Below are 23,907 nucleotides of genomic sequence, written 5' to 3' on the forward strand. Positions count from 1 at the left end.
TATGGCAGCAAAGCCAAGTTCACCGATTCAGTTAAAACATCTGGCCATGGCCTCCGACGATCCGGATAAGAGCAAAGCCTTTTTCGAGAATGTATTGGGGTGGGACGTGGCCGGGGTGGTTGCCAGTCGTAATGCCAACGGCTACTACATGACCGATGGCAATATTAATCTGGCCATCCTTAAGTTTAAGAACGGCCCGGCCGCTGGCAAAGAGTTTCCGCAGGGTTATGTGGGTCTTCACCATGTGGGTTTCCAGTGTGATGACATTGAGCAAATGGTGGCAAGCTTTAAGGCCAATGGTTATGAACCGCGCCATGATGTGAATCTGGCTCAGGGCCTGGGTAAAAACCCGGCCAAAGACAATGCCGAGTATAAGATGAATGGCCCGGAAAATATCATGGTAGATATCTCTGAACGGGGCTGGGTAGGCACGCAAAGTTATAAAACCCTGTAACAGGTTTTGTAAGACGTCCATGTTCGTCTTGCCTTGTCCCAAAGCCGGTTTGTGTGACGGTTTTGGGATTTTTTCATTTTTACGGATCAGGCACCAATGAGTTCTGCCGAACTATGGCTGTTTATTCTCACGACACTCACCTCAACGCTTGCCGGTATCTGCGCCATGGGCGGTGGCATGATCCTGGTGCTGTTGCTGCCGCTGTTTGTCACTCCGGGGGCCATTGTACCGGTGCATGCGGTCACACAACTGGCCAGCAATGGCTCTCGGCTGGCGTTTAATCTGTCGGCAACCTGTTGGTCACTGATCCCCTTATATCTGCTCGGCTCCATAGTCGGTGTGACGGTATTTAGCCTGTTTCTGGTGCAGCTGGACACCCGCCTGATTCCGCTGTTTATTGCCTGTTATCTGTTGCTTTCCTTGTGGTCGGTGCGGGTAGACCGCCTGATGAGTCGGTTTGAGAACTTCTTTATTATCGGTGCCCTGCAAAGCGGCCTGGGATTGTTAGTGGGCGCCCCCGGCCCACTGGCGGTGACATTACTGTACAAACGTCTGAGCGATAAAAATGCGGTCATTGCCACTGCCTCTTTGTTTATGCTGATAGGCAATATCTGCAAAATCAGTGTGTTTGTGGTGATCGGATTCCGGTTTTCAGAATACGCCAGCGTGCTGCTCAGTACGGTACTGGGCGCGACCCTGGGTTCCTGGCTGGGCACTCGCTTGCGGGCCCATATTCCGGCTCAGCTTTTTTTCCCGTTGATCAAAGGCTTACTGACCCTGATGGCGCTGTGGATTTTGTTTCGTAGCCTTTACCAGTACCTCAACTAAGGAGGCATCAATGACCGCGATTCGATTTATTCGGCCCGATGGCAACGCCATCACCATCAACGCCGAGCCCGGTGTCAGCCTGATGGTGGCGGCGCAGGAAAACGATCTGCCCGGCATGGCGGCCATTTGCGGTGGCTGTTGCAGCTGTGGTACCTGCCATGTGCAGCTGCCGCCGGAATCAGCTGAAAAAGTGCCCGCCCCTTATGTCGGTGAGCAACAAATATTGGCGCAACTACCGACTGCGACATCGGGCTCCAGGCTGGCCTGCCAGGTGGTGGTGACCGACGCGCTGGAAAATATCAGCGTACAATTGCTGGAGCCGTAAATGGTCTCACCCCGCTTTAAAGCCGTACTCACCTCGTTTTTTATGTCGCTGAGTATGTCGTGCATTATGTCGTTGGTAGTCACGCTGTATAACCTGGGATTGCCTGAAGGGCTGCTGTATATCTGGTTAAAAGCCTGGGGGTTTGGCTTTATGGTGGCTTTTCCGGTGGTTTTGGTGATCTCCCCGCTGATCCGACGCCTGGTGACCCTACTGGTGGGGTAGTTCCATCAGTTAAGCCAGAGGCCGCTTCTTAAGGCTTCTGGCTCATCAGATAGTCAATGGTGCCGAGGCTGGTATTGGAGATATGGTTGCGCATGGCGTCAAAGGCTTTGTCTTTATCGCCCTTGAGGATCGCGTCAACCAGTTCGCCGTGTTCGCTGAATGAGGTTTCCAGACGGTTACGCTTTTCAAACAGCCAGGGCTGACGGTAAAGCGTCAGGCGTTTGCGCATCTTGGCGATGGTTTCGAGAAGGGTTTTATTGCGCGAGCCCTGATGGATGGCACTGTGCAATTGATCGTTGAGTTCGGCAAAGCGTTCCACATCTTCTTCCTCAACGGCCTGTTTGGATTGTTGGTGCATTCGCTCTATCTGCTTACGCTCCACCGCTGTCATGCGCTCTGCACTTAAACGGGCGCACAGGGCTTCCAGCTCCTGCAGGGCTTCGTACATATCGCCCAGCTGTTCGATATCCAGTTCAATCACGGTGACGCCACGGTGGGCTTTGCTCTCTACCAGGCCACTGGTATGCAACAGGCGAAAGGCTTCGCGAATCGGGGTGCGGGAAACGCCAAACTGATTGGCAATGTCCTGCTCTTCAAGTTTTTGCCCAGGTTTGATCTCGCCGGAGATAATCTGTGCAGAGAGCTGGTTATAAATCTTATCGGAAATCGTCAGGTTGGCCATAGATTGTATACTTAAAAAGGTAAACTGAGCTTATAGTACGAGATGGCAGCTAAGTTGCAACTGTTTATATACATAACCATGGCTTTGTGTGCATATGGGTGGTGATTAACCGAAAAAGCCCGGATTCTGTTGCTGTTGTATTCGCGTCTATTGTTGGACTAAAGTCCAACCTACGCTCCCTGTAGCATTGTCGTATAGTGGCTGTCTGGGGTCCTGTAGCCCGTGATGCAGCGAAGCGGGATCCGGGAACAGGGGATATCTCAAGATGCATCGACTTCCCTGTCTTTTATGTCTCTCGTCCCTTCGAGCCAGTTACTTTTCTTTGTTCGTGCAAAGAAAAGTAACCAAAAGAAAGCACGCCCCTAACGCCACACAAAGTCCGCTCATGGCTCGGTAAAAGGCGGTCGCGGAGATTCACGTCCGAAGTTCAGTCTCCGCTTAATTTTCATCCCTGAAAATTACCCGCCTTTTACACATCACCTGTCCGGACGTGGCGCTTTTAGGGGGAAGTGGCGGCTTTGCCGCCTTAGTGATGCTAGCGAATATGGAGGCCAGCCCCAATAAAACGTGCTGACTCAGTTGGCCAGATTAATACACATCACTTTGGTCTGTGTCATTTCCTTAATGGCAAAGCGCACGCCTTCGCGGCCCATACTGCCGCGCCGGGCGCCACCGAAGGGCATGGCATCCAGGCGGTAGTCGGTGGAGTCATTGACCATCACCCCGGCCATATCCAGCTCCCGCGAAACCTTGTGCGCAGTGTTGATATTGCTGGTGAACACCGCCCCATGAATGGCGTAGTCGGCCTGATTCGCTAAAGCGATTGCATTGTCCACACTGTCAAAAGGATACAGACTGACTACCGGGCCAAAGGCTTCGTGGCAGGTAAGATTCTGGTCTTGCGCCACATTATCCAGTGCAGTTGGGTGATAGCAGGCACCGTTGCGAACGCCCCCTACTAATAGATTGGCACCGCTGTGCACTGCTTCTTTTACCCAGTTTTCGATACGAATGGCTTCACGTTCGTGGATCATGGGCCCAAGATCGGTATCGTCCAGCAAGGGATCACCCACTTTAAGCTGACGGGTCTGGCGCACAAATTTTGCCCTGAAGGTGTCGTAAACATTGCGGTGTACATAAATACGCTGAACGCCAATGCAGTTCTGTCCCACTGCCGAGTAAGAGCCGGACACGCAGGCTTCAACGGCGCGCTCAATGTCACAGTCGTCCATCACAATCACCGGTGAATTGGCACCCAGTTCCATGGCCAGCTTCTTAATGCCGGCGTTTTTTGCAATCACTTCTGCCGAGGCTTCACCACCGGTGTAGGTCACCATTGCCACATCTTTATGACCAACCATGGTGTTGCCAAAATCCCGTGCATAACCGGTCAGCACATTCACTTTGCCGGGTTCCAGACCACAGTCAACCAGTGCCTTAACCAGCTGCAATGCAGACAGCGGTGCCTGTTGTGAGGGTTTAAGCACCACCGTATTGCCAGCAGCCAGCGCCGGACCTAGTTTATGGGCGGCCAGGTTGAGTGGATCGTTAAACGGAGTGATGGCCACGATAACGCCCAACGGCACATGTTCGTAATAGCCAACCCGCTGCTCGCCACCATCAAAACTGTCGAAGGGAATGGTTTCACCTGCCAGCCGTATAGCTTCCTCGGCGGCCAGGGTGAGAGTGTTGATACACCGCTTTACTTCTTTACGCGCCGCCTTAATGGGCTTACCGGTTTCCATACTGATCGTGCGTGCAAAGCTTTCCTGGCGTGATTCAACCAGTTTAGCGGCGTCCTGTAATAGCCGCGCCCTGTCTTTACTGGGCTGATGGCGGTAACGGGCAAAGGCCGATTGAGCGCTGCTGATTGCCCGCAGCGCGTCCTCGTTGTCGGCGCAGGCTACCCTGGCCAGCTCATTGTTGTCGTAGGGGCTGTGAATGGTCATGCTGGTTTTACCTGCCTGCCAGTGCCCGTCAATTAACAGAGTTTGCGCATCGGACGTGTCTGCTGATGGGAATATTGCCTGTGCCTGCATATCACCCCCTGTCCTTGCGCAGTACCAGGTCGTCATATTCCCGCGAATCGAGAATCGCCTCGACGATCACCGGGCCGCCCATTGCAAAGGCTTTATCCAGTGCCTGACCGTACTCATTCTGATCAAAGGCTTTAAGCACCGGTACGCCAAAGATATTGTCGCCGCCGATGGTACCGCGCTCACGAATGGGCGTGCCGTAGATGGGATTATTTTTCTTTTCCTGCTTGATTCGGATCAGAGCCAGGTCATTGTCGGTAAAGAGTACAAACACAATGCTCAGGTTCTCCCGTACCGCAACCGCCAGTTCGCCCGCTGTCATCAGAAAGCCGCCGTCGCCCACCACTGAACAGACCGGCGTATCGGGCAGGCAGAGTTTGGCGGTAATCGCCGAGGGAATACCAAAACCCATGGCTGACCAGCCATTGGTCATGATTTGCAGGCCTACTTTTGGGGTTGGCCACTTCTGCCCAATCAAATGAATATGGGCGCCCACATCACAGGTCATAATGCCGTTTTGAGGGAACTTTTCTCTTAGAATATCCAGTGCCGCGCAGGGGCCAAAGGCGTTATTCTGTGGTGACATGCGCGCGAACATATCGGCTTTACGTTCAGCCAGTGCCTGCAGGTCCCAATCTTTAGGGCCGCAATCACAGGCCAGCAACTGGTTTACTGAATGGGCGATATCGCCCAGTACATCGCAGGCCAGGGTATAGGTGTTGGTATCCAGGTCGGTGGCGACAATATCCAGACTCACCAGTGGTGCATCGGGCAGCCAGTCTTCATAGCTGAATTCCACTTCGTCATAACCGATGCTGACCACCAGATCGGCCTGCTGATGGGTTTGTCCCACCACATCGCTCAGCGCGTGGAACAGCACCCCGGCATAGTGGGGGTCTGTTTCGTCGAGAATACCTTTGGCCATGGGGTTAATCACCACTGGCACATTGAACTTCTCTGCCAGTGCTTTGATTTCTTTGCCCAAACCACAGGTGGCGGCTCTGAGTCCCAGAACAAGCACGGGTTTTTTGGCGTCGGAAAAGAGGCTTTGCATCTTCTCAAGCTGTTCATCACTGGCCTTGTCTGCCTTGATCACAGGCAGCGGTGCCATATCCTGCGGTGTAGTCTTTTCGGCACTCATGCCAACGGGTAAGCCCACATGCACCGGACCAGGTACACCGGAAAGTGCTTCCTGGGCCGCCTCAAACAGAATTTCTCTGACCTTGCCGGGCTCCAGGCGGGTGGTCTTTTTGGTTATGGGCTTGAAAAGCGCCTGATGATCTATGGCCATCTGTACGATACGACCGCGCTTGTGTTCCGGCATCTCATCGGTCAGGGCAATCATCGGTGAGCGGTCCAGGTAGGCACTGCCTACCCCGGTGGCCAGATTCGTGGCGCCCGGGCCAAACGTCCCGAAGCAGACACCGGGTACACCGGTAATTCTTCCGCACACATCGGCCATAAAGGCTGCGCCGCCCTCATGGGTGGCCAGTACAAAGTCTATGCCTTCGGTAGTACGAATGGCTTCCATATAATCAACCCAGCCGCCGCTGGGTACACCGAAAACATGTTTTACACCCAACTCTTTGAGGGCATCAACTACTTGTTGTGCAACGCTAATTTGTGTCATGTAAATTCGCCTGTATTGAATTAAGGGTGAATGTAACCGGCGGAATTGCTGTGCACTGACTGATTCAGTGGTTCAAGTTCTGCCATTTGCAAGAAGCTGAGGAGGCTGTCATTAAACTCCACCGGCTTTTCAAAAAATGCCGAGTGACCGCAATGATCAAACTCAACAATAAAGGAATTCGGTACCTGTTCCTGCACCAGACGAATGGCCTCAATAGGGAACAGAATGTCATCCTGACCAGCAACAAAAAGCACCGGGAATCCGAGTTTACCAAGTTGCTCCGGCGCGACCTTCTGCTCGGCATACTGGCCGCTCAGGGTGTTTTTATCGGTTTGATTAAAACTGCTGATTTGACGGTATAGCAACGCCTGCTCGGAATTTTTCAGTTTAAAATCCGCACCCAGCACTCTGTCCAGTTGACTGAGCTGAGCTGTTTCTGCCCGGGCCTTATCCATAATGTCAGCCACCTGCCCATCCTCTTTCAGACCATGCAGTGAATCAGCAATCATCAGAGCACTCACCCGCTGTGGGTATTGACTGGCAAAGGTAATGGCAGTGCCACCGCCCATGGACTGGCCAATCAGCGCCACTTTGTCTAATTGCAGATGATCCAATAGTGCTTTGAGGTCATCTACAAAGCCACTTCTGCCAAGTCCGGCATGGTCAGTAGAATTGCCAAAGCCCCGGTGGTCAAAAGTGATCACCTGATAGGCCCTGGCCAGCACATCCACTTGTTTGTACCAAATGGCATGATTGCCACCAAGGCCGTGCGCCAGTATTAGTGGCTCACCTTTGCCATGCACTTCGTAATAAAGTTGGTCGTCACCAATATTGAGAATTGCCATGAGGTGTTTTCCTTATTGCGGTTTGTCGATAATGGCCTTGATACGCTCGGGCGGATCGACCACAAAATTTTCCAGATCCCACTGATCAAAGGTGGACATCTTATTGCCTGGCCAGATGGACGGCTCATAGGGCTTGTCAGGTGTGATCTGCAACATGTCGGAATAAAACTCCACATTGTTACCGTCGGGATCTTTGAACACGATAAACGTATTGTCGCCAGGGCCGTGACGGCCGAGACCGCGGTCGATCTCGATGCCACGTTCGACCAGCATTTGTGTGATTTTTTTTATCTCGTCGATGGACTCAACGTGATAGGAAAAGTGTTCAACCCGTGACAGGGTCGGATCCTGTTTATCGATTTGATCCGGTGGTAATTGCAACAGCGCCAGGTCGTGGTGGTCTTCACCGGCGCGTAAAAACACCATACGATCATCAATCCAGTCAGAAATTTTCAGTCCGACGATGTCCTGATAAAAGGCCACTGAACGCTGAATATCCTGCACTTTAAGTACCAGGTGGCCGAGTTTTGTTGGTTTAGGGGTATACATAACTCTCTCCTTGAACTGAGGTTAAACGGCTTCAGCGCGCACGGTATTGACAATACAACCCACGCCTTCGGCGCTGGCTTCGAGTTTGTCCCCGGCTTTGAGAAATAAGCCCATACCTTTACCGACACCAGCCGGGGTGCCTGTCATGATCAGGTCGCCAGGGCGCAGGGTTAAAATGCCGGACAGGTATTCAATCTGTTCGAAGATATTCCAGATCAGTTCACTGGTATTGCCGTTTTGCATCTGTTTGCCATTGAGCCATAAACCAAGTTTTACCTTGTGCGGATCGGCGATGGCTTGTTTAGGCACAAACACGGGTCCCATAGGGCAAAAGGTGTCCCAGCTCTTGCCCCTGAACCAGTCATGCTTGAAGGGATAATCACTGCGACGATTCAGGTCACGGGCGGAGATATCATTGACCACGGTGTAGCCAGCGATATAGTCCAGCGCATTTTCGGCTTTGACCCTTCGGGCTGGTTTACCGATGACCACGCCCAGCTCGACTTCCCAATCCAGTTGCGAAGTTTCCGGTGGCATTACTACGTCTTCATCAGTGGCGATGACACTGCTGGTGGCTTTCATAAATACATAGGGAGAGCTATCTTCTTTGGCTGCCAGCACGGTTTGCATTTCTTCGGCATGTTCATGGTAATTGGACGCTGTACCGAAGATGGTGGTTGGCGTAAACGGCGTAGTTAGCTTGATGTTATCGGCCAGCGGAATGATTTTTTCCTGAGACGCAAGGCTGGCCGCTTTGGTTGCCAGTTCATTTAACTGTGATGAGAGTTGTGGCCAGGCAGCGATACATTGATTGCTGTCCCGGGCCCAATCGGGTATCTCTTGTGTCGGATTCGCGGCCTCATACAGATCCGCCAGGTCGTAACGATAGTGGCCAATAACCATGGCTGTTTTCGGTTTATCGTTTTTTAGATATCGGGTCAGAGCATAATGGCTCATAATCTTTGTCTCCTTTGCGGTGCTACGCTGTGGCGATTCTGTTACCTCAATGTGCGTTGTCCGAGGCAGAAAATCGACTAATTAATTGGCTTTCTTTTATAACTAAAAAAATATACCTAAATTGAACTGAATATTTATAATTGTATATCAACAGGTTCAGCCACTGAACGTCTGGTAAAGCATCCGCAACGCCACCAACAGCAAAAAGCTGCCAAATAACATACTTAACTGACGCTTATTCAGACGATGAGCAATGCGGGCCCCAAAAGGTGCCATCATCACGGTGACCGGGGCGATTAAGGCCACACCGATGAGGTTCACAAAACCCAGGCTACCAGGGGGTAAACGGCTATCACCCCAGCCAGAGACGACAAATCCGGCAGTGCCAGGTAGGCTGATCAGCAAGCCAAACAGAGCTGCCGTACCGACTGCGCGATGAATGGGTTGGTTGAGTAAAGTCAGTACTGGCACACTCAAGGTGCCGCCACCGATCCCCATCATGCTGGATAATCCTCCAATCATAAGGGGGGGAACCGGTGCAACCAGGCCCTGGGGGAGATCGTTGCTTACGGTCAGATTGTCTGTCGGGAGCATCATTTTCAATGCGACGATCAACGCAACCACACCAAAGATGGCAGAGAGTATCTGACTATTAACGGATGAGGCGGCAATCGCGCCAGCCAGTGATCCCAGCAGTATCCATACCCCCCATATTCTGACCAGACGCAGGTCCACTGATCCTTTCTGATGATGCGCTCGTGCCGACGAAATGGACGTAAAGATAATGCAGGTGAGTGAGGTGGCTACGGCTACGTGCATACGGATCTCCGGATCCACACCGTAAATGCTCAGCGCCGCATCCAGCACTGGCACGATGACAATGCCACCACCAACACCAAGCAGTCCTGCAAGCACACCTGCTATGGCACCTGTTACTAGCATCATTGCTGCCAGCGGCAGTAAATCATTGACTACATCCATCACCCTACTCTTTGTTTGAATCTCTAATTGGTGTACCTTAATCTATATTATGTATACAATAAAATCAAATTGTACTCATAAGGCGGGAGGTGAGTTATTCCGCGCCCCTTTTTAACAGGAGAAACACCCTATGACGTCAGTACAAATCAGTGCGCAGCAGCAGGAACAGATTGAGCAGGCCCAAAAGCGAGCCAGAGCATTAAAAAAACGGGTCGCACCGCTGGATGACGATAGCCTTGATCTGATTATTCGTGAGGCCCGCAGCCACAATGGCTGGCTCGATAAGCCTGTGACTGAAGACGTACTGCAGCAGCTTTATGACATCGTTAAAATGGGTTCAACCAGCATGAACACCTGTCCGGCTCGCTTTGTGTTTATTCAAAGCGACGAAGCCAAAGCCAGATTAAGACCCTGTCTGGCGCCACTGAATGTCAATAAAGTGCTGAGTGCACCTGTGACCGTGATCATCGCGCATGACCAGGCTTTTTATCGGAAAATGCCAAAACTCTTTGCCCATAATCCCGACGCTGCGGTTATGTTTGAGAACAATGCTGAGCTGGCCGCCACCTCGGCGTTTCGTAATGGAACCTTGCAGGGGGCGTATCTGATGATTGCGGCCCGGGCACTGGGGTTGGATGTAGGACCGATGTCCGGATTCAATAACCAAGTCTGTGACGAAACGTTTTTTGCTGGTACCACCATCAAGAGTAACTTTCTGTGCTCGCTGGGCTACGGCGATACCGACAAACTGTTTCAGCGCCTGCCCCGGCTGGATTTTGACGAGGCCTGCGAGCTGATTTAGTCAGTCTGGTATGCAGAAGTCAGTAGCCCTTGTCTGACTCGGGTCATGATTTCAGGCTTCGGGGAGGGCATGCGTAAATCCGTCGCGGGCTGGACTAGCTTAAATGCCGGGCGCGCCAGCAAGCGTCGCAGCCAGTCCGTTGTCTCTGGTACCTCCTGCCAGAGACAATCCAGCTGCAGGCGTTGCAATCTGTCTACCAGTGCCATGCTGGCAGTATCGGCGAGCGAATAGTCAGGCCCGGCGAGCCAGGGGGTATGACTGACCCTTTGTGCCACATTACGGATAATCTTGCGTACGCGGTCTATGGCATTGAACACCGCAGCCATATCGGTATCGGTACCCACCAGTTTGCGGAACGCCTGGGCTCTTTGCGGCATTGGATGTGCCTGTACCAGTTGCTCCAGTTGTGTTTTCTGCATTTTTTGAAAGCGTTGGCGGATCATCAGCTCAAAGGTCAATGGCCTGAGCGCCGGGTGAATCTCATCATCGAAGTACTTGCACCACTGGCGCATCTTTGCCTTATCTTCAGCAGCGACAGGCCTTAGGGGGTTGGCTGGAAACGCGTCATCCAGGTATTCATTGATGACGCTGGACTCTATGATCACCCTTTGCTGATGCACCAGTGTCGGCACCACTCCATTGGGGTTTAATCGAAGGTAATCCGGCTGCAAATGCTCGAAATTTCTCAACACCACCCGCTGGCTTTGCCAAGGTAACTGCTTCTCTGCCAGACAGGCACGGACCTTAAAAGACATCAGTGAATCCCAGTCATGGTAGAGGGTTAACGCCGGTTTTTCTTCTTTCATTGCATTTACCTTTAGTGACATTGCTGTTTTTCGTCGACAGACAAACGACTCGGGTGACTGTCTGAGCGTAGTTAAACATGTATACAATAAATATTAAATGTATTTAATATGTTAATAATATGTACAAATAGTGATCAATGAATTATAAAGTAGAAAGGTGAATGCAAAAATCGCCGTATAAAACCCATTCAACACTCAAGAGAAAGAAGGAACATGCTATGACCCTGAACACCACGCTTGTTACCCATAAGCGCTATCTCAGCCTGCTCATTGGCTCTTTATTGAGCTCTGCCACCGTGTTGGCGCAGCAGGATGAATCGCAACAGGAGAAAGTCGAGAAAATCAGCGTAACGGGATCTTTTATCAAAGGCCGGATTCAAAGCAGCAGTGCCTCTCCCATTTCCTCGGTGAGCGCGGAAGATCTTGCTAATATCGGCGCTACCAGTGTTTCTGATCTGGTCAACACGCTGACCGTTAATACCGGTGCGCAGGTTTACTCCGACAGCTTTGAGCAAGCGCGTTCGGTAGGTACTACCAATATCAACTTACGTGGTCTGGGTGTGACATCGACACTGGTTTTACTCAACGGCCAGCGCCAGACTCTGTCGCCTGCAGTGACCGAGGGCGGTGACCAGTTTGTGGATCTAAGTACCCTGGTTCCTGCGATTGCGGTTGAACGGGTCGAAATTTTAAAAGACGGGGCGTCATCACTATATGGTTCGGACGCGGTAGCTGGGGTCGTGAACTTTATCACTCGCTCTAAGTTTGAGGGACTGGAGTTTGATGTGAATTATCAGAACAATAAGTATGGATCTGATGAAGTTAGCTTGGGCGCGATTACCGGTGCCACCAGTAATAAGGGCAACCTGATGTTGGCGGTAAACTACCTGACACGCAGCAATGTGCCAAATTCTGAACGGCGTGATGACTATGCCGCGAAGCAGGACTCCTGGAGTGGCTATGGCTTCCCGGGCAAAGTGATCGCGTTTGACGGCCCGCCGGGCCCGCCTATTAAGCTGATTGATCCCGTTTGTCTTGATGGTTCTGTCTATGAGCAGTATCCGGGACTGGTGCGTCGCAAGCCAGACGGTGAACACCCCAGCGATGGGTCGTGCCAGCTGAACTATGGCTATTATGGCGACATAATCGCAGAAGCAGAGCAGATGCAGGCAATGGCACAGGGATCTTATGATCTGACTGGCAATACCACATTGTTTAGTGAGCTGGTGGTGGCCCGCAACCGTACGACCATCCATTCCGTGCCCAGTCAGCCGCAGCTCGATGAGGTACGGGTACCGGCTTATCATCCGGATGCTATTGAAGTGGGCGGGGTCGATCCTTTCCCTGGCAGTGCATCAAACAGTGGTGTGTTATTTATCCGGCCACTTGGCGCCGGTTCAGCGCCCAATGTGGATGATAAGGTCTATCGTTCCTGGCGCTACCAACTGGGCATTAAAGGCGACCTGGCTAATTACTGGTCATGGCAGGCAAGTATGACCAGTAGTGTGAATGAGACTGAAAATTCGCGTAAAGATGTTATTACCGATAACCTGCAGGCGGCCTTAAATGGTCAGGGCGGACCATCGGGCGACCAATACTATTATTGGCTATCCTCCAGCCAGCATAAGAACACACCCGAGATGTACGATTTTATCTTTGGTGAATTTGGCTACAAAGCCAAATCCAGTCAGACCGTTTTCGATGCTCATATTACCGGCGACTTATTCGAACTGGATGCCGGCCCTGTGGGGGTGGCGTTTGGTGCCCAGTACCGGAGCGACAAACTGGAATATGATTTTAATGAACGTTCCAACGAGCTGGCATTCAATTTCTTTGGTGGTGGCGAAGACTTCAGTGGAAAACAGGATGTATGGGCAGTATTCACCGAGTTATCGGTACCTTTGACAGAGACGTTGGAGTTGCAAACGGCGTTGCGTCACGAAAGCTTTGATATTGCCAGCACCACCGATCCTAAGGTGGCATTCCTGTGGGCTCCCACAGAGGATTTCAGTATGAGAGCCAGCTACGGCTCGTCATTTCGGATCGCAACGGTGTTTCAGACCGACTCCCAATTTATCACCCCTCAGACCGCTGTTGACCCTTATGCCGGTGGTTTTGCCGGGGGCGAGGAAGTCAGCTTTATTTCGTTGCTGACCGGTGATCCGGATAAACCTCTAAAACCCCAGACATCGAAGGCCTACAATCTGGGCTTTAGCTGGTTCCCAGTCGAGGGCCTGTCTGTCAGTGCTGATTACTGGCGCTTCGATTATTCCGACTTTATTACACCAGAATCTCCGGCGGCCTTGTTGATGACCAATCCGGACAGTGAACAGATTGAACGCAGTCCAAGCGGCGAGGCGGTTAAAATTACAACCTATTACCGCAATGCAGGCTCGGTTGAAACTGACGGTCTGGATTTCAATCTCTACTACGACTGGTCGTTGGGCGAGTTGGGCACCCTGCGCACAACACTGGATGGTACCTATATTCTCAGTTATGACCTGGATGACCCGTTACTGGGTGTGATCGACGGCAGAGGTAATGTTAATGACAACAATTTTGGTGTGTCGACGGTGCCCCTGCGCGCTAATCTGGGCCTGATCTGGCGTCACGAAAAGCATTCTGCCAATTTGTATGTCCGCCATATTGGTGATTATGAGAATGATAATGATGACAATGCCAAGGTCGCCAGCTGGACCCGAATTGATATGCAGTACAATTATCAGTTTGATGCCTGGTATGAGCAAGGTCAGGGCCCCCGCTTAACCCTTGGCGCCAGCAACTTGTTTGACCGTGCAGCCCCTCAGGTGCGCAACTCCATTGGTTACGATGCCACAGTACATGACCCCAGAGGCAGAATGCTGTATGTGAATATCAAACAGCAATTCTGATTAGACGTTTAAGTATGCCAAGCCGGCAGCCATAGGCTGCTGGCTTCGTCTGACTCTGTCAGAGCGCTTTTTCCCAGATGGTTTCAATCTGCTGTGGCAGAGTCATGGGATCAAAGGGTTTGGCAATCACATCCAGTGCGCCCAGCGACAGATAGTGTTCTATCTCAGAGGGTTGAACCTTAGCTGTCATAAAGATCACCGGAATCCCCTGATTGTGCGGTTTGCTGCGAATGGCTTCCAGTGTGCTGGGGCCGTCCATACCGGGCATCATCACGTCCAGTAAGATCAGGTCGGGTTGGTACTCGTCAACTTTTTGCAGCGCTTTGTTGCCACTTTCACACAACAACACGTCAAACTGGCCGATGTGTTGAAGTGAGATCTCTATCACCTGGCGAATATCTTCATCGTCTTCCACGCACATAATGCGCTGTAACTTAGGGGGGGCGGTCATCGTTGTTCTCCCTGAATAATCTGGCTAGTGGTGCTCATGCCTGTCTGACGCATCAGTTTTTGCGCTAGCGGCGTCGCCAGCTGGCCCTGTGCACTTAGTGCTGCCAGGTGCATGGTTAGTATTTGTAGATTGGTCGTACCCTCAGGGAGCAGGTGAACAGCGCCAATTAAACGTCTCAATGGCAAGGGTAATCGCCATTGTATCTTTAATCTGTTGCCAAACACTTTCGCCCAGTCTTTTACCAATAAGTCGATTTCATCGTTTTTTAGTGCCGCGCCCGCGTAATTTAAATCCTGCAACACTTTCAGTACGCCTAATTCACCAATGCGGCTCAATAAGCCTGCAACGTAAAGGGGTTGCGCGGGAATATTGCCTTTCTCTGCCAGTACCATGGCCGTTTTAGCTACTTTTTCAGCGTGCTGGCGGTAAGTGCTTGCTAATTGTGCCAGATAGGGGTGCTTCAGACTGGAAGAGATGTCCAGCGATAAGGCCAGCACATGACTCAGCGCCATGTCTACGCCCAGAGCGGCAATCGCATCACTGAGCGAGTGAATCGCTTTACCGCTGCGTCCCATGGAATAATGATTGGCAATGTCCAGCAGCCGGGCGGTGATACCCGGCATCTCACGCCACTGCCGGGCCAAATCAGAGGGCGAGATGCGCTCTTTTTGTGCAATCAGCGTGAACAGTGTCACAGGATCAATATCACCGGGCAGCTGGACAAGAGATTCTGAGCGTCTGGACAGCATTTGTTGAATATCCAGGCTGTTTTCTGCCTCGGCGGTTGAGGTCATTAACAGGGTCTTCAGGCGTTTGTGTACCTCTTCAATATCAAAAGGTTTGGTAATAAAACCATTAACCTTACACCTTGCGGCCTGCACTACGGATTCTTTGTCGGCCCTGGCGGTAATCATGATGACCTTGATATCGTTTTGTGTGCTGCGAATCTGTTTGACCAGATCGAGGCCATGACCATCAGGCAGGTTCCAGTCACAAAGCAGGCAATCTGGTGAATGTTTTTGCCACAGCTGCACCGCCTGAGACAGTGTTTCTGCTTTGAGCACATCCATCTCCACATGCAGGCCTGACACCAGGCTTTCCAGTAATTCCGCAATTAACTCATCGTCTTCGAGGATCATCACTTTCATGAAACGCTATCCCTGTGCGTCAACCTGAGCCAGCGTGATCCCGTTCCGCCCTTGCTGTTTACGCTCGTACAAGGCTTTATCTGCTGCCTCCAGCGCGGCATCGGCGTTGGCATACGCCTCCAGCTGTGCGATGCCTGCACTGAGGGTGACGTGAAACTCTAATTCTGCACAGTGGAAAACCAGTTCAGCGAAATGTATGCGAATTTCTTCGAGTATCTGTTGCGCTTGCCTCAGTTCACATTGTGGCATGACCACGGCAAACTCCTCGCCCCCATAGCGACCAATTTTGTCGGTTTTTCGCAGTCTGTGTTTGAGCAGATTGGCCAGCGCTTTGATGACCATATCACCAGTACTATGGCCGTAGTTGTCATTGACTTTTTTAAAATGATCGATATCCAGCATGACCACTGTGGCACGTTCTTTCAGCCGTTGGCAACGGGTATGCTCATTGGCAATTTCCTGTTTAATCAATGAGTGTTTTAACAATCCGGTGAGGCTGTCTCTGGCCAGCAAACCCGCCAGTTGTCTGGCTCTGAAACAGCGGGTGATCACCGTTTCTTTTAGTTCCATATCTGAAATGGGTTTACTGATAAATTCATCGGCACCGCTGGCCAGTGCTTTCATCTGCGCGGTTTTATCCTGCTCAGCAGAAAGGTAAATAATCGGCAGGCTCAGCCATTCGGGTTGAAAGCGAATCATCCGCGCCAGCGTTGGGCCAAAGTAGGCATGCATGTGTACATCCAGCAGCAGAATGTCGGGTTGAAACTCAGACAGGAGCGAAAAAATTCTCTCGGGTTTGCTGAGAGTTTTCACCTCGATACCCGTTGTACTTAACACCAGGCTGTAGTGTTCCAGCAATTGGGCATCATCATCAACAATCAGCACTTTTCCTTCAACGGCTTGTAAGTGCTCACTTTGCAAACGCTGCAGGTACTCTGCCACATCGCTGACATGTGTCGAATCAGCGAATAAACCATCTATGCCCATCGCTGCGAGCCGATAGCGGCTGTCAAAATCAGGGTAGGTTCCAAAGCACACGGTGGCTATGGTGCGTTGTGGTGCACTGCGGTGCAGATGCTGCTTGATGGCAAGGCTGTCACTGGCCAGTGACGCATGGGTAATGATGATCACTGCCGAGGTTGTCGTATCCAGCTGATGTTGCAATGCCTTGGGTTTTTTCACCCGCAGCAGGGTGAAGCCAAAGTGCCTTAATTCTTCCTGCAGGGCATCGATAAATCCTCCCGGATGCTCAACCAGGGCGACCACTACAGGGTCATCATGAGTGTCAGCTCGGGTCAGTCCGTGGGGAACAGCATGTGTTGTCAGAACAAGGTGCGAAGGTAATTGCTGCAATACAGGCTGCACGTCGTGGTGCAGCTTTGACATTACCGTGCTCCATCCGGTTTGCGGGTCATCAGCGTGTTGCAGGTAATCTTTCACCCGCTTTTCCAGTTCACGACACTGCTGACTGAATTCAGGCAACCCAAAAGTCCCGGCGGAGCCTGTCAGACGGTGAAGAAACTGATGCAGCTCTTCAATGAATGGCCAGTTGCTGTGCTTTTCGTCTAACTGACTGACCTTGTCGCAGTATTCACCGAGTTCGCGCTCACTTCTTTGAATAAAGCGTTGCGACAACTGTGCAAGCTGGTGTTCAACAGTGTCTGAAGGTGCGGATTTTGTCATAGTTGTAAAACACTCCACTGTAAATACCGGGCTGGCTTTTTAACTGAAGTTATTTAAAGTTAACAGATGGCTTTGAGTACGTCATATATTTGTCTTTCTTAGCCTGTCTACAGATCAGGTTGATTTAGTGACAAGGACAACAGATGCAGCCACCGCAGTACCCTGAAAATGAAGACGCCCGGCTCAAGGCACTGACTCACTGTGCTTTACTGGATTCGGCGCCGGAGGAACGTTTCGATCGCATCACGGCCATGGCCAAAGCGGTGTTCGACGTACCCATTGTGCTGATTTCGCTGGTGGATAAGGATCGCCAGTGGTTTAAGTCCAGGCAGGGCCTTACCGCCACCGAAACGCCAAGAGACATCTCTTTCTGTGGCCATGCTATTCTCACCCCTGACCAGCTTTTTATTGTCAGTAATGCTCCCCTGGACCCCCGTTTCAGCGATAATCCTCTGGTTCGCTCTGCACCACAAATTGGCTTCTACGCAGGTGCGCCCATTAAGGATGCTCAGGGGTTTGCCTTAGGCACACTCTGTCTGATTGACAATCGTCCGCGTCAGCTGAGCGACAGCCAACAACAATTGTTGTGGGATTTTGCGGCTTTGGTAGAGCGTGAAATTCAGTATCAGGATACCCAATCTTTAAACCAGCAGTTACAGCAAAGCACTGAGCAATATGCTTCGTTAGTGAGAAATATCCCCGGTGTCACCTATCGTCGGCGCAATGACAAAAACTGGACCATGTTATATATCAGTGAGCAGATACAGGCACTTTGCGGATACTCAGCCGATCAGCTTATTCATGCTCAGCCTGTTAATTTCGCCGCTTTAATACCTCACGACTACCTCTCGGCCCTTACTGGGCAGGTTCAGCAGGCGGTTGCCAGCGGACAGTCCTGGCAACTGGAATATCCGGTTGTCACCCAGTCAGGTCAATACCGCTGGCTGGAAGATCGCGCCCGGGCAGTCACAGACGACAGCGGTGAGGAGGTCTATATTGAGGGCTTTTTACTGGATATCACCCGCGAGCGGCAGGCAAGAGACAAGCTTGAGCGGCATAATCAGGCTCTGAAATTACTTAACCGTATCAGTTTTGAACTACGCGGCAGCGTCTCAGAGGTTATCGAACAGGCTCTGAAGCTTGGCTGTGAGTTCTTGCAGATGGACATGGCCATCGTCAGTGAAGTACTGCAAAACACCTATGTAGTGCGCTGGTATTATCAACCCCCTGGTGGGGGGCTTGAGCATGGACAGCATTTTGATCTGTTGCAGACCTATTGTGATATTACTCTGAAAAACCGCAGTTTGTTGGCGATATCACATATGGGCGAATCGCAATATTGTCAGCATCCCTGCTACCAGGCATTTGGACTGGAAAGCTACATTGCACAACCGTTAAACGTGGACGGTAAAATCTTTGGTACGCTTAACTTTTCTGCTGCGACGCCCCGGCCACAGGGCTTTGATGAAATAGACAAGTTGTTCGTGGCATTACTGGAACGCTGGCTGGGCGCTAAACTGGAACGGCATCAGCAGCGTAAGATGTTAAACAACCTGGTGGAGCAGGTACCGGGTATGATTTATCAGTTCCGGCAGTGGCCCGATGGCCATATTGCCTTCCCCTATACCAGCAGTGCCATAAAAGACATTTACGGTGTGTCGGCCGAGGCTGTGAAGGCTGATGCTGCCCGGGTTTTTGAACGTATCTTTGATGAAGACTTGCCGCGTGTCAGTCAGTCTATCGAGGACTCCAGAGCGCAGTTAAGTGTGTGGAATGAGCAATATCGTGTGTTAAATCAACAGGGGCAGCCTGAGTGGGTGGAAGGCCGTGCACGTCCTCAGCGTCTTGAAGATGGCAGCACCATCTGGTTTGGCTATATCGCCAACATCCATCAGTCTAAGTTAATTGAGTTGTCGCTGGAAAGCAGTGAGCAGCGTCTGCGCTCCCTGTTTGAGCTCAGTCCTATAGGTATATTGCTGGCAGACTATCAAACCGGACAATTGCTGGATTGCAACGCAGCCCTGTTGCGACCCTCAGGCTATTCGCGCCAGCAGCTACTGAGTATGAACATTATGGATCTGGTGCCGCAAAGCCATATACATCTGCGCAGCAAAATCCTTGAGCAAATCAGCTCACAGGATAGGTTCGGTCCCTTGGAGGCAAAGCTTCGTTGTCACAATACTGATAGCTATCCCATTCGTTTGCAGGGCGTGAAGATTGCCGATCAGGATCAGCGGACACTGGTCTGGTGCCTGATTGAAGATATCACAGAGCATAAGCGTGTAGAGCGCATGCAAAAAGAGTTTATCGCCATGGTCAGCCATGAGCTGCGAACGCCTCTGACATCCATCAAAGGCGTGCTTAGTCTGCTCGCCGGCGGAGCCATTGCGGACATGCCGGAAAAAGCAAAGAGTTTGCTGTCCACAGCCTATAAAAACAGTCAGCAACTGAACGATCTGATCAACGATATTCTCGACCTGGAAAAACTGTCCGCCGATGCCATTACCTTCAATATGCAGGCGTTGTCTGTATCGGCGGTGCTTGAAGAGGCCAAAGAGCTTTACCAGCATTATGGGCTGAAGCAGGGGGTCACCGTCAGCCTGATACACCCGCAAGAAGACTATGTCGTGTATGCAGATAAAAAGTATTTGTTACAGGCTTTGGCTAACCTGCTTTCTAATGCCATTAAATTTTCGCCAGAGCAGGGTGTGGTGACCTTGTCTGCCCGGCGCCATCAGCAGCATATTCGTTTGCAGGTGGAGGATCAGGGAGAAGGCATCCCCGATACGTTCAGGGAACGCATATTCAAACGCTTTGCGCAGGCAGATAGTTCTGATAATCGTAAAAAAGGGGGAACAGGCCTGGGACTGGCGATCACAGCAGAACTGATGGTGAAAATGGGCGGTGATGTCGGATTTGAGTCGGAGTTCGGGCAAGGGGCCACTTTCTGGTTAACGCTTCCCGCCGCAACAGACGGAGTGTCGGACTGATGTTGGAAAAAGCGAACCCCTTGCGCAGTCGCAGCGACCTGTTTGTGCCCATGGTGTGGCTGTTGCGTATTGCTATTCCGGTCTTGCTGAGCGCCGTGTTGTTTTTTGCCGATCAGCTCTACCTGTTGCAGTACCAGGAAGAAGAGCGCGAAGAAGTCGCGCAATCCGTGGCGGAGGTGAAGTGGCACCTGGAAAGCCGGATTCTGCAAAACATTCAGGTGGTGCAGGGCCTCAACGCCAGTATTGCCACCGAACCTGACATGACACAACAGCGCTTTGCAGAACTGGCGCGGATTATTCTGCGTGGAGGGCCTCAACTTCGCAACGTGGGAGCCGCACCGGGTCTGGTGATGAAGCTTATGTATCCGATGAAGGGAAACGAAGCGGTCATTGGTCTGGATTTTCGTGGCCTTGAGGATCAGTGGGGTGGGGTAAGACAAGCCATAGAACGGGGCGAGCTGGTATTTGCCGGGCCGGTCAATCTGGTGCAGGGTGGGCAGGGGCTGATTGGACGTATCCCGGTCTACAAGGAGAACTCTGGCGAGCTGTGGGGACTGATATCGGCGGTGCTGGATCTGGAAAAGCTGTATCAAAGCGTTGGTCTGGACGATCTCAACGGGCTATCGGTTTGGCTTGCCAAAGAAAACAGCGATGGTGAGCCCGGCGAGATTTTCTGGGGAGAGGCAAGTTCGCTCATCAACGCACCCGTAATCAACCGCATCTATATTCCGGGCAACAACTGGTTACTGTTGGCCGGTCCTGAGCAGGGTTGGTCAAGACAGGCTCCGGGTACGCCGCTGCTCAGAGCGGTGCTGATTTTGTTCTGGCTATTGCTCAGTGCCGCCGTTTTCTGGCCCACCCGCCTGATGCTGCGTGAGCGCCAGAATCAACAGCATTTTCGCGCGCTGTTTCAGTTCTCCCCGATTGGCATGGCATTGAAAAACTGGCACGACGGACAGTTTGTGGCCGTCAACCCGGCCATGGCAGCCATGCTGGAGATAGAGCCCAAAGCGTTATTGGGCAAACGGGAGGAGGACATACAACTCAGTCCGCCGAATCCTGTGAATACGAAACGCAAAGTCGAGTTTAAGCAGGGCTATTCGGGGCCTTTTGAACGACAGTACCTGAATCGCTGGCAACAGCCCGTTGAAACCCGCTGTTACGAATTGCTGGTGGATGAGGGCAGCAAAGGACGCTTCGTCTGGTTAGTGGTGGAAGACGTATCCCAGCAAAAACGCACCGAGCGAATGCAGCAGGAATTTATTTCTACGGTCAGCCATGAATTGCGCACTCCTTTGACCTCCATTGCCGGCTCACTGGGGTTGATCGCGAGCGGCAAGCTCGGTGAGTTACCCGAGAAAGTGTTGAACCTTATTAATATCGCCATGCGCAACACCCAGAATCTGCATCTGTTGATCAATGATTTACTCGATCTGGAGAAACTCAGTACGGGCAACATGAGCATGAATATTGAGCCGGTGTCGGTCAGGTCGGTGGTCCAGGAAACGGCGGAGTCGCTGCAGCACTATGGTCAGGACAAAGGCGTCAGCGTGCGTATGTTGCAGCTGACTGACGAGTATGTGATGGCCGATGAACAAAAACTCAAGCAGGCACTGAAAAACCTGCTGTCTAACGGCATTAAGTTCTCACCACAAAATGGCAGGGTTGAGGTGTATACCGAGATCTCCGACAAGTCCGTGCGCATTTTCGTGCAAGACCATGGCAGTGGTATCCCCAAGCAGTTCCAGACACGTATTTTTGACCGTTTTGCCCAGGCGGACAGTTCAGATACCCGCGAAAAAGGGGGAACAGGACTGGGGCTGGCCATTACCCGCGAACTGATGGAGCGAATGGGAGGCAGCGTAGGATTTACCTCTGAACCCGGCGACGGTGCGCTGTTCTGGCTGGAGGTGCCTTTGCCAGATTGATCCCATGATTACCAAAGCGGTTATTACCAAACGCTTCAGAATTTGTTGTAATAGCCCTACCTGATGACAACCAGCGGTCCCATGTCTCGCCAATACCACAGGCTATCTGTCAGAGCCGGTTTCACTGACAGTCTCTCCACTGAGGCACCTTTTATGCAGCGGCTTCCTCCTTGCTGGTGGTCTCTGGCGGAGCGGGTTGCACAGGCCGCACACCCCTTTGTGCTGGGTATTAATGGCGCCCAGGGCAGTGGTAAAACGACCCTTGCCACGGCGCTACAGCGTATCCTGGCGCAGGAGTATGGCTTGCAGGTGGCGGTGTTATCCATGGATGATGTCTATCATACCAGGGCCCATCGGCGCTGGCTGTCAGAGCATATTCATCCGCTACTCCTGACCCGTGGGGTACCCGGTACCCATGATGTCGCTCTGGGCATCGAGCTGGTGCGCCGTTTTCGCGCCGGTCGTCACCTGCAGCTTCCCCGTTTTGACAAAGCCTCAGATGATCGCAAACTTGAGTCTGACTGGTTGCAGGGACCGGCAGATATCCTCATCCTGGAAGGCTGGTGCCTTGGTACAACGGCACAATCCGAGGCGCAGTTGCAGGAGCCGGTCAACGAACTTGAGGCTCAGCAGGACGAGAATAGCGTATGGCGTGGGTATGTGAACGATTGTCTGAGTGGCGAGTATCAGCGCTGGTTTAGCCAATTAGATGAGCTGATCATGCTACAGGCACCAGATTGGGAAACGGTCATAGACTGGCGTCTGGAGCAGGAGCAAGCCCTGATTGCAGGTTCCGGAAAAGGCATGAACCGTGCTGAACTAAAAGATTTTATGTTGCATTATCAGCGGCTTACCCAATACCAGCTGGAATCCCCACCAGAGCGGGTTGACTGGCTCTATGAACTGGATAAAACGCGTCAGGTAATCGCTGTGCAGGAGCGCAAAAAATGAATCAGGACATACTGGCTGAATTGTGTGACGAATACCCACAACAGCTGCGCAGTCATTTTGAAATTCAGGGGCTGTGTTTTGCGGTGGCGGCATCGCCGGAGATCCCTCCGCCACAGCAATGGATGGCCTGGGCGCTGATCAGCCCTGATGAGATTGATCAACCTCTGGCAGACAAACTGGCAGAGCCACTGATGAACTGTTTTAAACAACAATTGCTGTTGATGCGCGATGAACTATCCGCCCGGGTATTGCCCAAAGAGTGTGAATACTTTCAGGGGATGACCTTTGAGTCCCCCCTGAGTCAATGGTTATGTGGCTGTTTGCTGGGACATCGCCAACTGGAACCGGTCTGGCAAGGGGCCTGGCAGAAGATGCAGCAACAGACCCCGCAGCAGGCACCTGAGGCTGCCAGGACATTGACTCATACGCTGCGCCTGTTCAGTACCTTTGCCAATGTGCAACTGGCCATCGAACAGGCCGCTGAGAAAGGTAATCCTCATCTGAGCGAGCAGCTTGCTGACATCGCATTAACCTTGCCGCGGGCGTTACAAAGCTATGTGCGCCTGTCTGGCAGCCTGGCCGCGTATCTGCCCAACCAGTTTGAAACCTTCACCAGTGGTGAAGACGATTAAGCTCAAAGCGCTCGGACCGGTTGCATCAGATACGTTTAAACGTGTTGACAGCGCTCAGGGCGTTGCACGAGGTGTCAGGTTAGCTCAAGTTTACCGTTACAGTAAGGAAGCTATAA

The 23,907-nt window shown here is 51.9% G+C and carries 21 protein-coding genes; 10 read left to right on the top strand and 11 right to left on the bottom strand.

Features of this window, described 5'->3' with window-relative positions:
- Window position 1 precedes the first annotated feature (1 nt).
- From CCY32_RS05470 to CCY32_RS05485, 4 genes are all read left to right on the top strand, one after another.
- Window positions 2-454 carry a VOC family protein gene (locus tag CCY32_RS05470; protein WP_088329709.1) on the top strand — a complete coding sequence of 151 codons (453 nt, stop codon included), beginning with the start codon at window positions 2-4 and terminating at the stop codon, window positions 452-454.
- A gap of 96 nt (window positions 455-550) precedes the next feature.
- Window positions 551-1,282, top strand: a complete 732-nt coding sequence (locus CCY32_RS05475; RefSeq protein ID WP_088329580.1) for a sulfite exporter TauE/SafE family protein — start codon at window positions 551-553, stop codon at window positions 1,280-1,282.
- Window positions 1,283-1,292: 10 nt separating this feature from the next.
- Window positions 1,293-1,607, top strand: coding sequence for a 2Fe-2S iron-sulfur cluster-binding protein (locus tag CCY32_RS05480; RefSeq protein ID WP_088329581.1), 315 nt, complete (start codon window positions 1,293-1,295; stop codon window positions 1,605-1,607).
- Window positions 1,608-1,829: a DUF2798 domain-containing protein gene (locus CCY32_RS05485; protein WP_088329582.1), complete on the top strand. Its 222-nt coding sequence runs from the start codon at window positions 1,608-1,610 to the stop codon at window positions 1,827-1,829. It begins immediately after the preceding gene.
- A 28-nt stretch (window positions 1,830-1,857) separates the two neighbouring features.
- Here the strand turns inward: CCY32_RS05485 and CCY32_RS05490 are convergent, their stop codons facing one another.
- The 7 genes from CCY32_RS05490 to CCY32_RS05520 all read right to left on the bottom strand — a co-directional run bounded on the left by CCY32_RS05490 (window position 1,858) and on the right by CCY32_RS05520 (window position 9,509).
- Window positions 1,858-2,511, bottom strand: a complete 654-nt coding sequence (locus tag CCY32_RS05490) for a GntR family transcriptional regulator (RefSeq protein WP_088329583.1) — start codon at window positions 2,509-2,511, stop codon at window positions 1,858-1,860.
- Window positions 2,512-3,086: 575 nt separating this feature from the next.
- Window positions 3,087-4,550 carry an aldehyde dehydrogenase family protein gene (locus CCY32_RS05495; RefSeq protein ID WP_088329584.1) on the bottom strand — a complete coding sequence of 488 codons (1,464 nt, stop codon included), beginning with the start codon at window positions 4,548-4,550 and terminating at the stop codon, window positions 3,087-3,089.
- A 1-nt stretch (window position 4,551) separates the two neighbouring features.
- Window positions 4,552-6,177, bottom strand: coding sequence for a thiamine pyrophosphate-binding protein (locus CCY32_RS05500; RefSeq protein ID WP_088329585.1), 1,626 nt, complete (start codon window positions 6,175-6,177; stop codon window positions 4,552-4,554).
- A 20-nt stretch (window positions 6,178-6,197) separates the two neighbouring features.
- Window positions 6,198-7,022, bottom strand: coding sequence for an alpha/beta hydrolase (locus tag CCY32_RS05505; protein WP_088329586.1), 825 nt, complete (start codon window positions 7,020-7,022; stop codon window positions 6,198-6,200).
- A gap of 12 nt (window positions 7,023-7,034) precedes the next feature.
- A complete protein-coding gene (locus tag CCY32_RS05510) occupies window positions 7,035-7,571 on the bottom strand; it encodes a VOC family protein (RefSeq protein WP_088329587.1) in 537 nt (178 codons plus the stop codon).
- 21 nt (window positions 7,572-7,592) lie between these two features.
- A complete protein-coding gene (locus tag CCY32_RS05515) occupies window positions 7,593-8,528 on the bottom strand; it encodes a fumarylacetoacetate hydrolase family protein (RefSeq protein WP_210401684.1) in 936 nt (311 codons plus the stop codon).
- A 156-nt stretch (window positions 8,529-8,684) separates the two neighbouring features.
- Window positions 8,685-9,509 carry a sulfite exporter TauE/SafE family protein gene (locus tag CCY32_RS05520; RefSeq protein WP_088329588.1) on the bottom strand — a complete coding sequence of 275 codons (825 nt, stop codon included), beginning with the start codon at window positions 9,507-9,509 and terminating at the stop codon, window positions 8,685-8,687.
- 130 nt (window positions 9,510-9,639) lie between these two features.
- On the opposite strand from CCY32_RS05520, the gene CCY32_RS05525 reads away from it, so the two are divergent.
- Window positions 9,640-10,311, top strand: coding sequence for a malonic semialdehyde reductase (locus tag CCY32_RS05525; protein ID WP_088329589.1), 672 nt, complete (start codon window positions 9,640-9,642; stop codon window positions 10,309-10,311).
- Here CCY32_RS05525 and CCY32_RS05530 read toward each other — a convergent pair.
- Window positions 10,308-11,117, bottom strand: a complete 810-nt coding sequence (locus CCY32_RS05530; protein ID WP_168171432.1) for a glutathione S-transferase family protein — start codon at window positions 11,115-11,117, stop codon at window positions 10,308-10,310. The two genes, CCY32_RS05525 and CCY32_RS05530, sit on opposite strands and share 4 nt — an antisense overlap.
- Window positions 11,118-11,335: 218 nt before the next feature.
- Here CCY32_RS05530 and CCY32_RS05535 point away from each other — a divergent pair, with 218 nt between their 5' ends.
- Window positions 11,336-14,008 (top strand): TonB-dependent receptor, encoded by a 2,673-nt coding sequence (locus CCY32_RS05535; RefSeq protein WP_168171433.1) that lies wholly within the window; start codon window positions 11,336-11,338, stop codon window positions 14,006-14,008.
- 58 nt (window positions 14,009-14,066) lie between these two features.
- Here the strand turns inward: CCY32_RS05535 and CCY32_RS05540 are convergent, their stop codons facing one another.
- The 3 genes from CCY32_RS05540 to CCY32_RS05550 are packed head-to-tail and all read right to left on the bottom strand — an operon-like array spanning window position 14,067 to window position 17,290.
- Window positions 14,067-14,459, bottom strand: coding sequence for a response regulator (locus CCY32_RS05540; protein ID WP_088329592.1), 393 nt, complete (start codon window positions 14,457-14,459; stop codon window positions 14,067-14,069).
- Window positions 14,456-15,607, bottom strand: coding sequence for a response regulator (locus tag CCY32_RS05545; RefSeq protein ID WP_088329593.1), 1,152 nt, complete (start codon window positions 15,605-15,607; stop codon window positions 14,456-14,458). Before CCY32_RS05545 ends, CCY32_RS05540 begins: the two co-directional genes overlap by 4 nt.
- Window positions 15,608-15,613: 6 nt before the next feature.
- A complete protein-coding gene (locus CCY32_RS05550) occupies window positions 15,614-17,290 on the bottom strand; it encodes a diguanylate cyclase (protein ID WP_088329594.1) in 1,677 nt (558 codons plus the stop codon).
- Window positions 17,291-17,433: 143 nt separating this feature from the next.
- Between CCY32_RS05550 and CCY32_RS05555 the strand changes: the two genes are divergently transcribed.
- The 4 genes from CCY32_RS05555 (at window position 17,434) to CCY32_RS05570 (ending at window position 23,791) form a co-directional block, all read left to right on the top strand.
- Window positions 17,434-20,280: a PAS domain S-box protein gene (locus CCY32_RS05555; protein ID WP_088329595.1), complete on the top strand. Its 2,847-nt coding sequence runs from the start codon at window positions 17,434-17,436 to the stop codon at window positions 20,278-20,280.
- Window positions 20,280-22,208 (top strand): ATP-binding protein, encoded by a 1,929-nt coding sequence (locus CCY32_RS05560; protein WP_088329596.1) that lies wholly within the window; start codon window positions 20,280-20,282, stop codon window positions 22,206-22,208. Before CCY32_RS05555 ends, CCY32_RS05560 begins: the two co-directional genes overlap by 1 nt.
- A gap of 63 nt (window positions 22,209-22,271) precedes the next feature.
- Window positions 22,272-23,159 carry a hypothetical protein gene (locus tag CCY32_RS05565; protein ID WP_210401685.1) on the top strand — a complete coding sequence of 296 codons (888 nt, stop codon included), beginning with the start codon at window positions 22,272-22,274 and terminating at the stop codon, window positions 23,157-23,159.
- The gene (locus tag CCY32_RS05570; protein WP_088329598.1) at window positions 23,156-23,791 is read left to right on the top strand and encodes a UPF0149 family protein; all 636 of its coding nucleotides are present in this window, start codon (window positions 23,156-23,158) and stop codon (window positions 23,789-23,791) included. The genes CCY32_RS05565 and CCY32_RS05570 overlap by 4 nt, the downstream gene beginning before the upstream one ends.
- Window positions 23,792-23,907 lie beyond the last annotated feature (116 nt).

It is taken from the genome of Lacimicrobium sp. SS2-24, from assembly GCF_002201535.1.
Lineage (GTDB): Bacteria > Pseudomonadota > Gammaproteobacteria > Enterobacterales > Alteromonadaceae > Lacimicrobium.

Bases quoted from the DNA above. Each gene is read 5' to 3' on its own strand.
- CCY32_RS05495 (WP_088329584.1), bottom strand. From the start codon at position 4,550: ATGCAGGCACAGGCAATATTCCCATCAGCAGACACGTCCGATGCGCAA.
- CCY32_RS05555 (WP_088329595.1), top strand. From the start codon at position 17,434: ATGCAGCCACCGCAGTACCCTGAAAATGAAGACGCCCGGCTCAAGGCA.
- CCY32_RS05550 (WP_088329594.1), bottom strand. From the start codon at position 17,290: ATGACAAAATCCGCACCTTCAGACACTGTTGAACACCAGCTTGCACAG.
- CCY32_RS05490 (WP_088329583.1), bottom strand. From the start codon at position 2,511: ATGGCCAACCTGACGATTTCCGATAAGATTTATAACCAGCTCTCTGCA.
- CCY32_RS05500 (WP_088329585.1), bottom strand. From the start codon at position 6,177: ATGACACAAATTAGCGTTGCACAACAAGTAGTTGATGCCCTCAAAGAG.
- CCY32_RS05475 (WP_088329580.1), top strand. From the start codon at position 551: ATGAGTTCTGCCGAACTATGGCTGTTTATTCTCACGACACTCACCTCA.
- CCY32_RS05525 (WP_088329589.1), top strand. From the start codon at position 9,640: ATGACGTCAGTACAAATCAGTGCGCAGCAGCAGGAACAGATTGAGCAG.
- CCY32_RS05470 (WP_088329709.1), top strand. From the start codon at position 2: ATGGCAGCAAAGCCAAGTTCACCGATTCAGTTAAAACATCTGGCCATG.
- CCY32_RS05535 (WP_168171433.1), top strand. From the start codon at position 11,336: ATGACCCTGAACACCACGCTTGTTACCCATAAGCGCTATCTCAGCCTG.
- CCY32_RS05505 (WP_088329586.1), bottom strand. From the start codon at position 7,022: ATGGCAATTCTCAATATTGGTGACGACCAACTTTATTACGAAGTGCAT.
- CCY32_RS05515 (WP_210401684.1), bottom strand. From the start codon at position 8,528: ATGAGCCATTATGCTCTGACCCGATATCTAAAAAACGATAAACCGAAA.
- CCY32_RS05540 (WP_088329592.1), bottom strand. From the start codon at position 14,459: ATGACCGCCCCCCCTAAGTTACAGCGCATTATGTGCGTGGAAGACGAT.
- CCY32_RS05480 (WP_088329581.1), top strand. From the start codon at position 1,293: ATGACCGCGATTCGATTTATTCGGCCCGATGGCAACGCCATCACCATC.
- CCY32_RS05570 (WP_088329598.1), top strand. From the start codon at position 23,156: ATGAATCAGGACATACTGGCTGAATTGTGTGACGAATACCCACAACAG.
- CCY32_RS05485 (WP_088329582.1), top strand. From the start codon at position 1,608: ATGGTCTCACCCCGCTTTAAAGCCGTACTCACCTCGTTTTTTATGTCG.
- CCY32_RS05520 (WP_088329588.1), bottom strand. From the start codon at position 9,509: ATGGATGTAGTCAATGATTTACTGCCGCTGGCAGCAATGATGCTAGTA.
- CCY32_RS05530 (WP_168171432.1), bottom strand. From the start codon at position 11,117: ATGAAAGAAGAAAAACCGGCGTTAACCCTCTACCATGACTGGGATTCA.
- CCY32_RS05510 (WP_088329587.1), bottom strand. From the start codon at position 7,571: ATGTATACCCCTAAACCAACAAAACTCGGCCACCTGGTACTTAAAGTG.
- CCY32_RS05545 (WP_088329593.1), bottom strand. From the start codon at position 15,607: ATGAAAGTGATGATCCTCGAAGACGATGAGTTAATTGCGGAATTACTG.
- CCY32_RS05560 (WP_088329596.1), top strand. From the start codon at position 20,280: ATGTTGGAAAAAGCGAACCCCTTGCGCAGTCGCAGCGACCTGTTTGTG.
- CCY32_RS05565 (WP_210401685.1), top strand. From the start codon at position 22,272: ATGACAACCAGCGGTCCCATGTCTCGCCAATACCACAGGCTATCTGTC.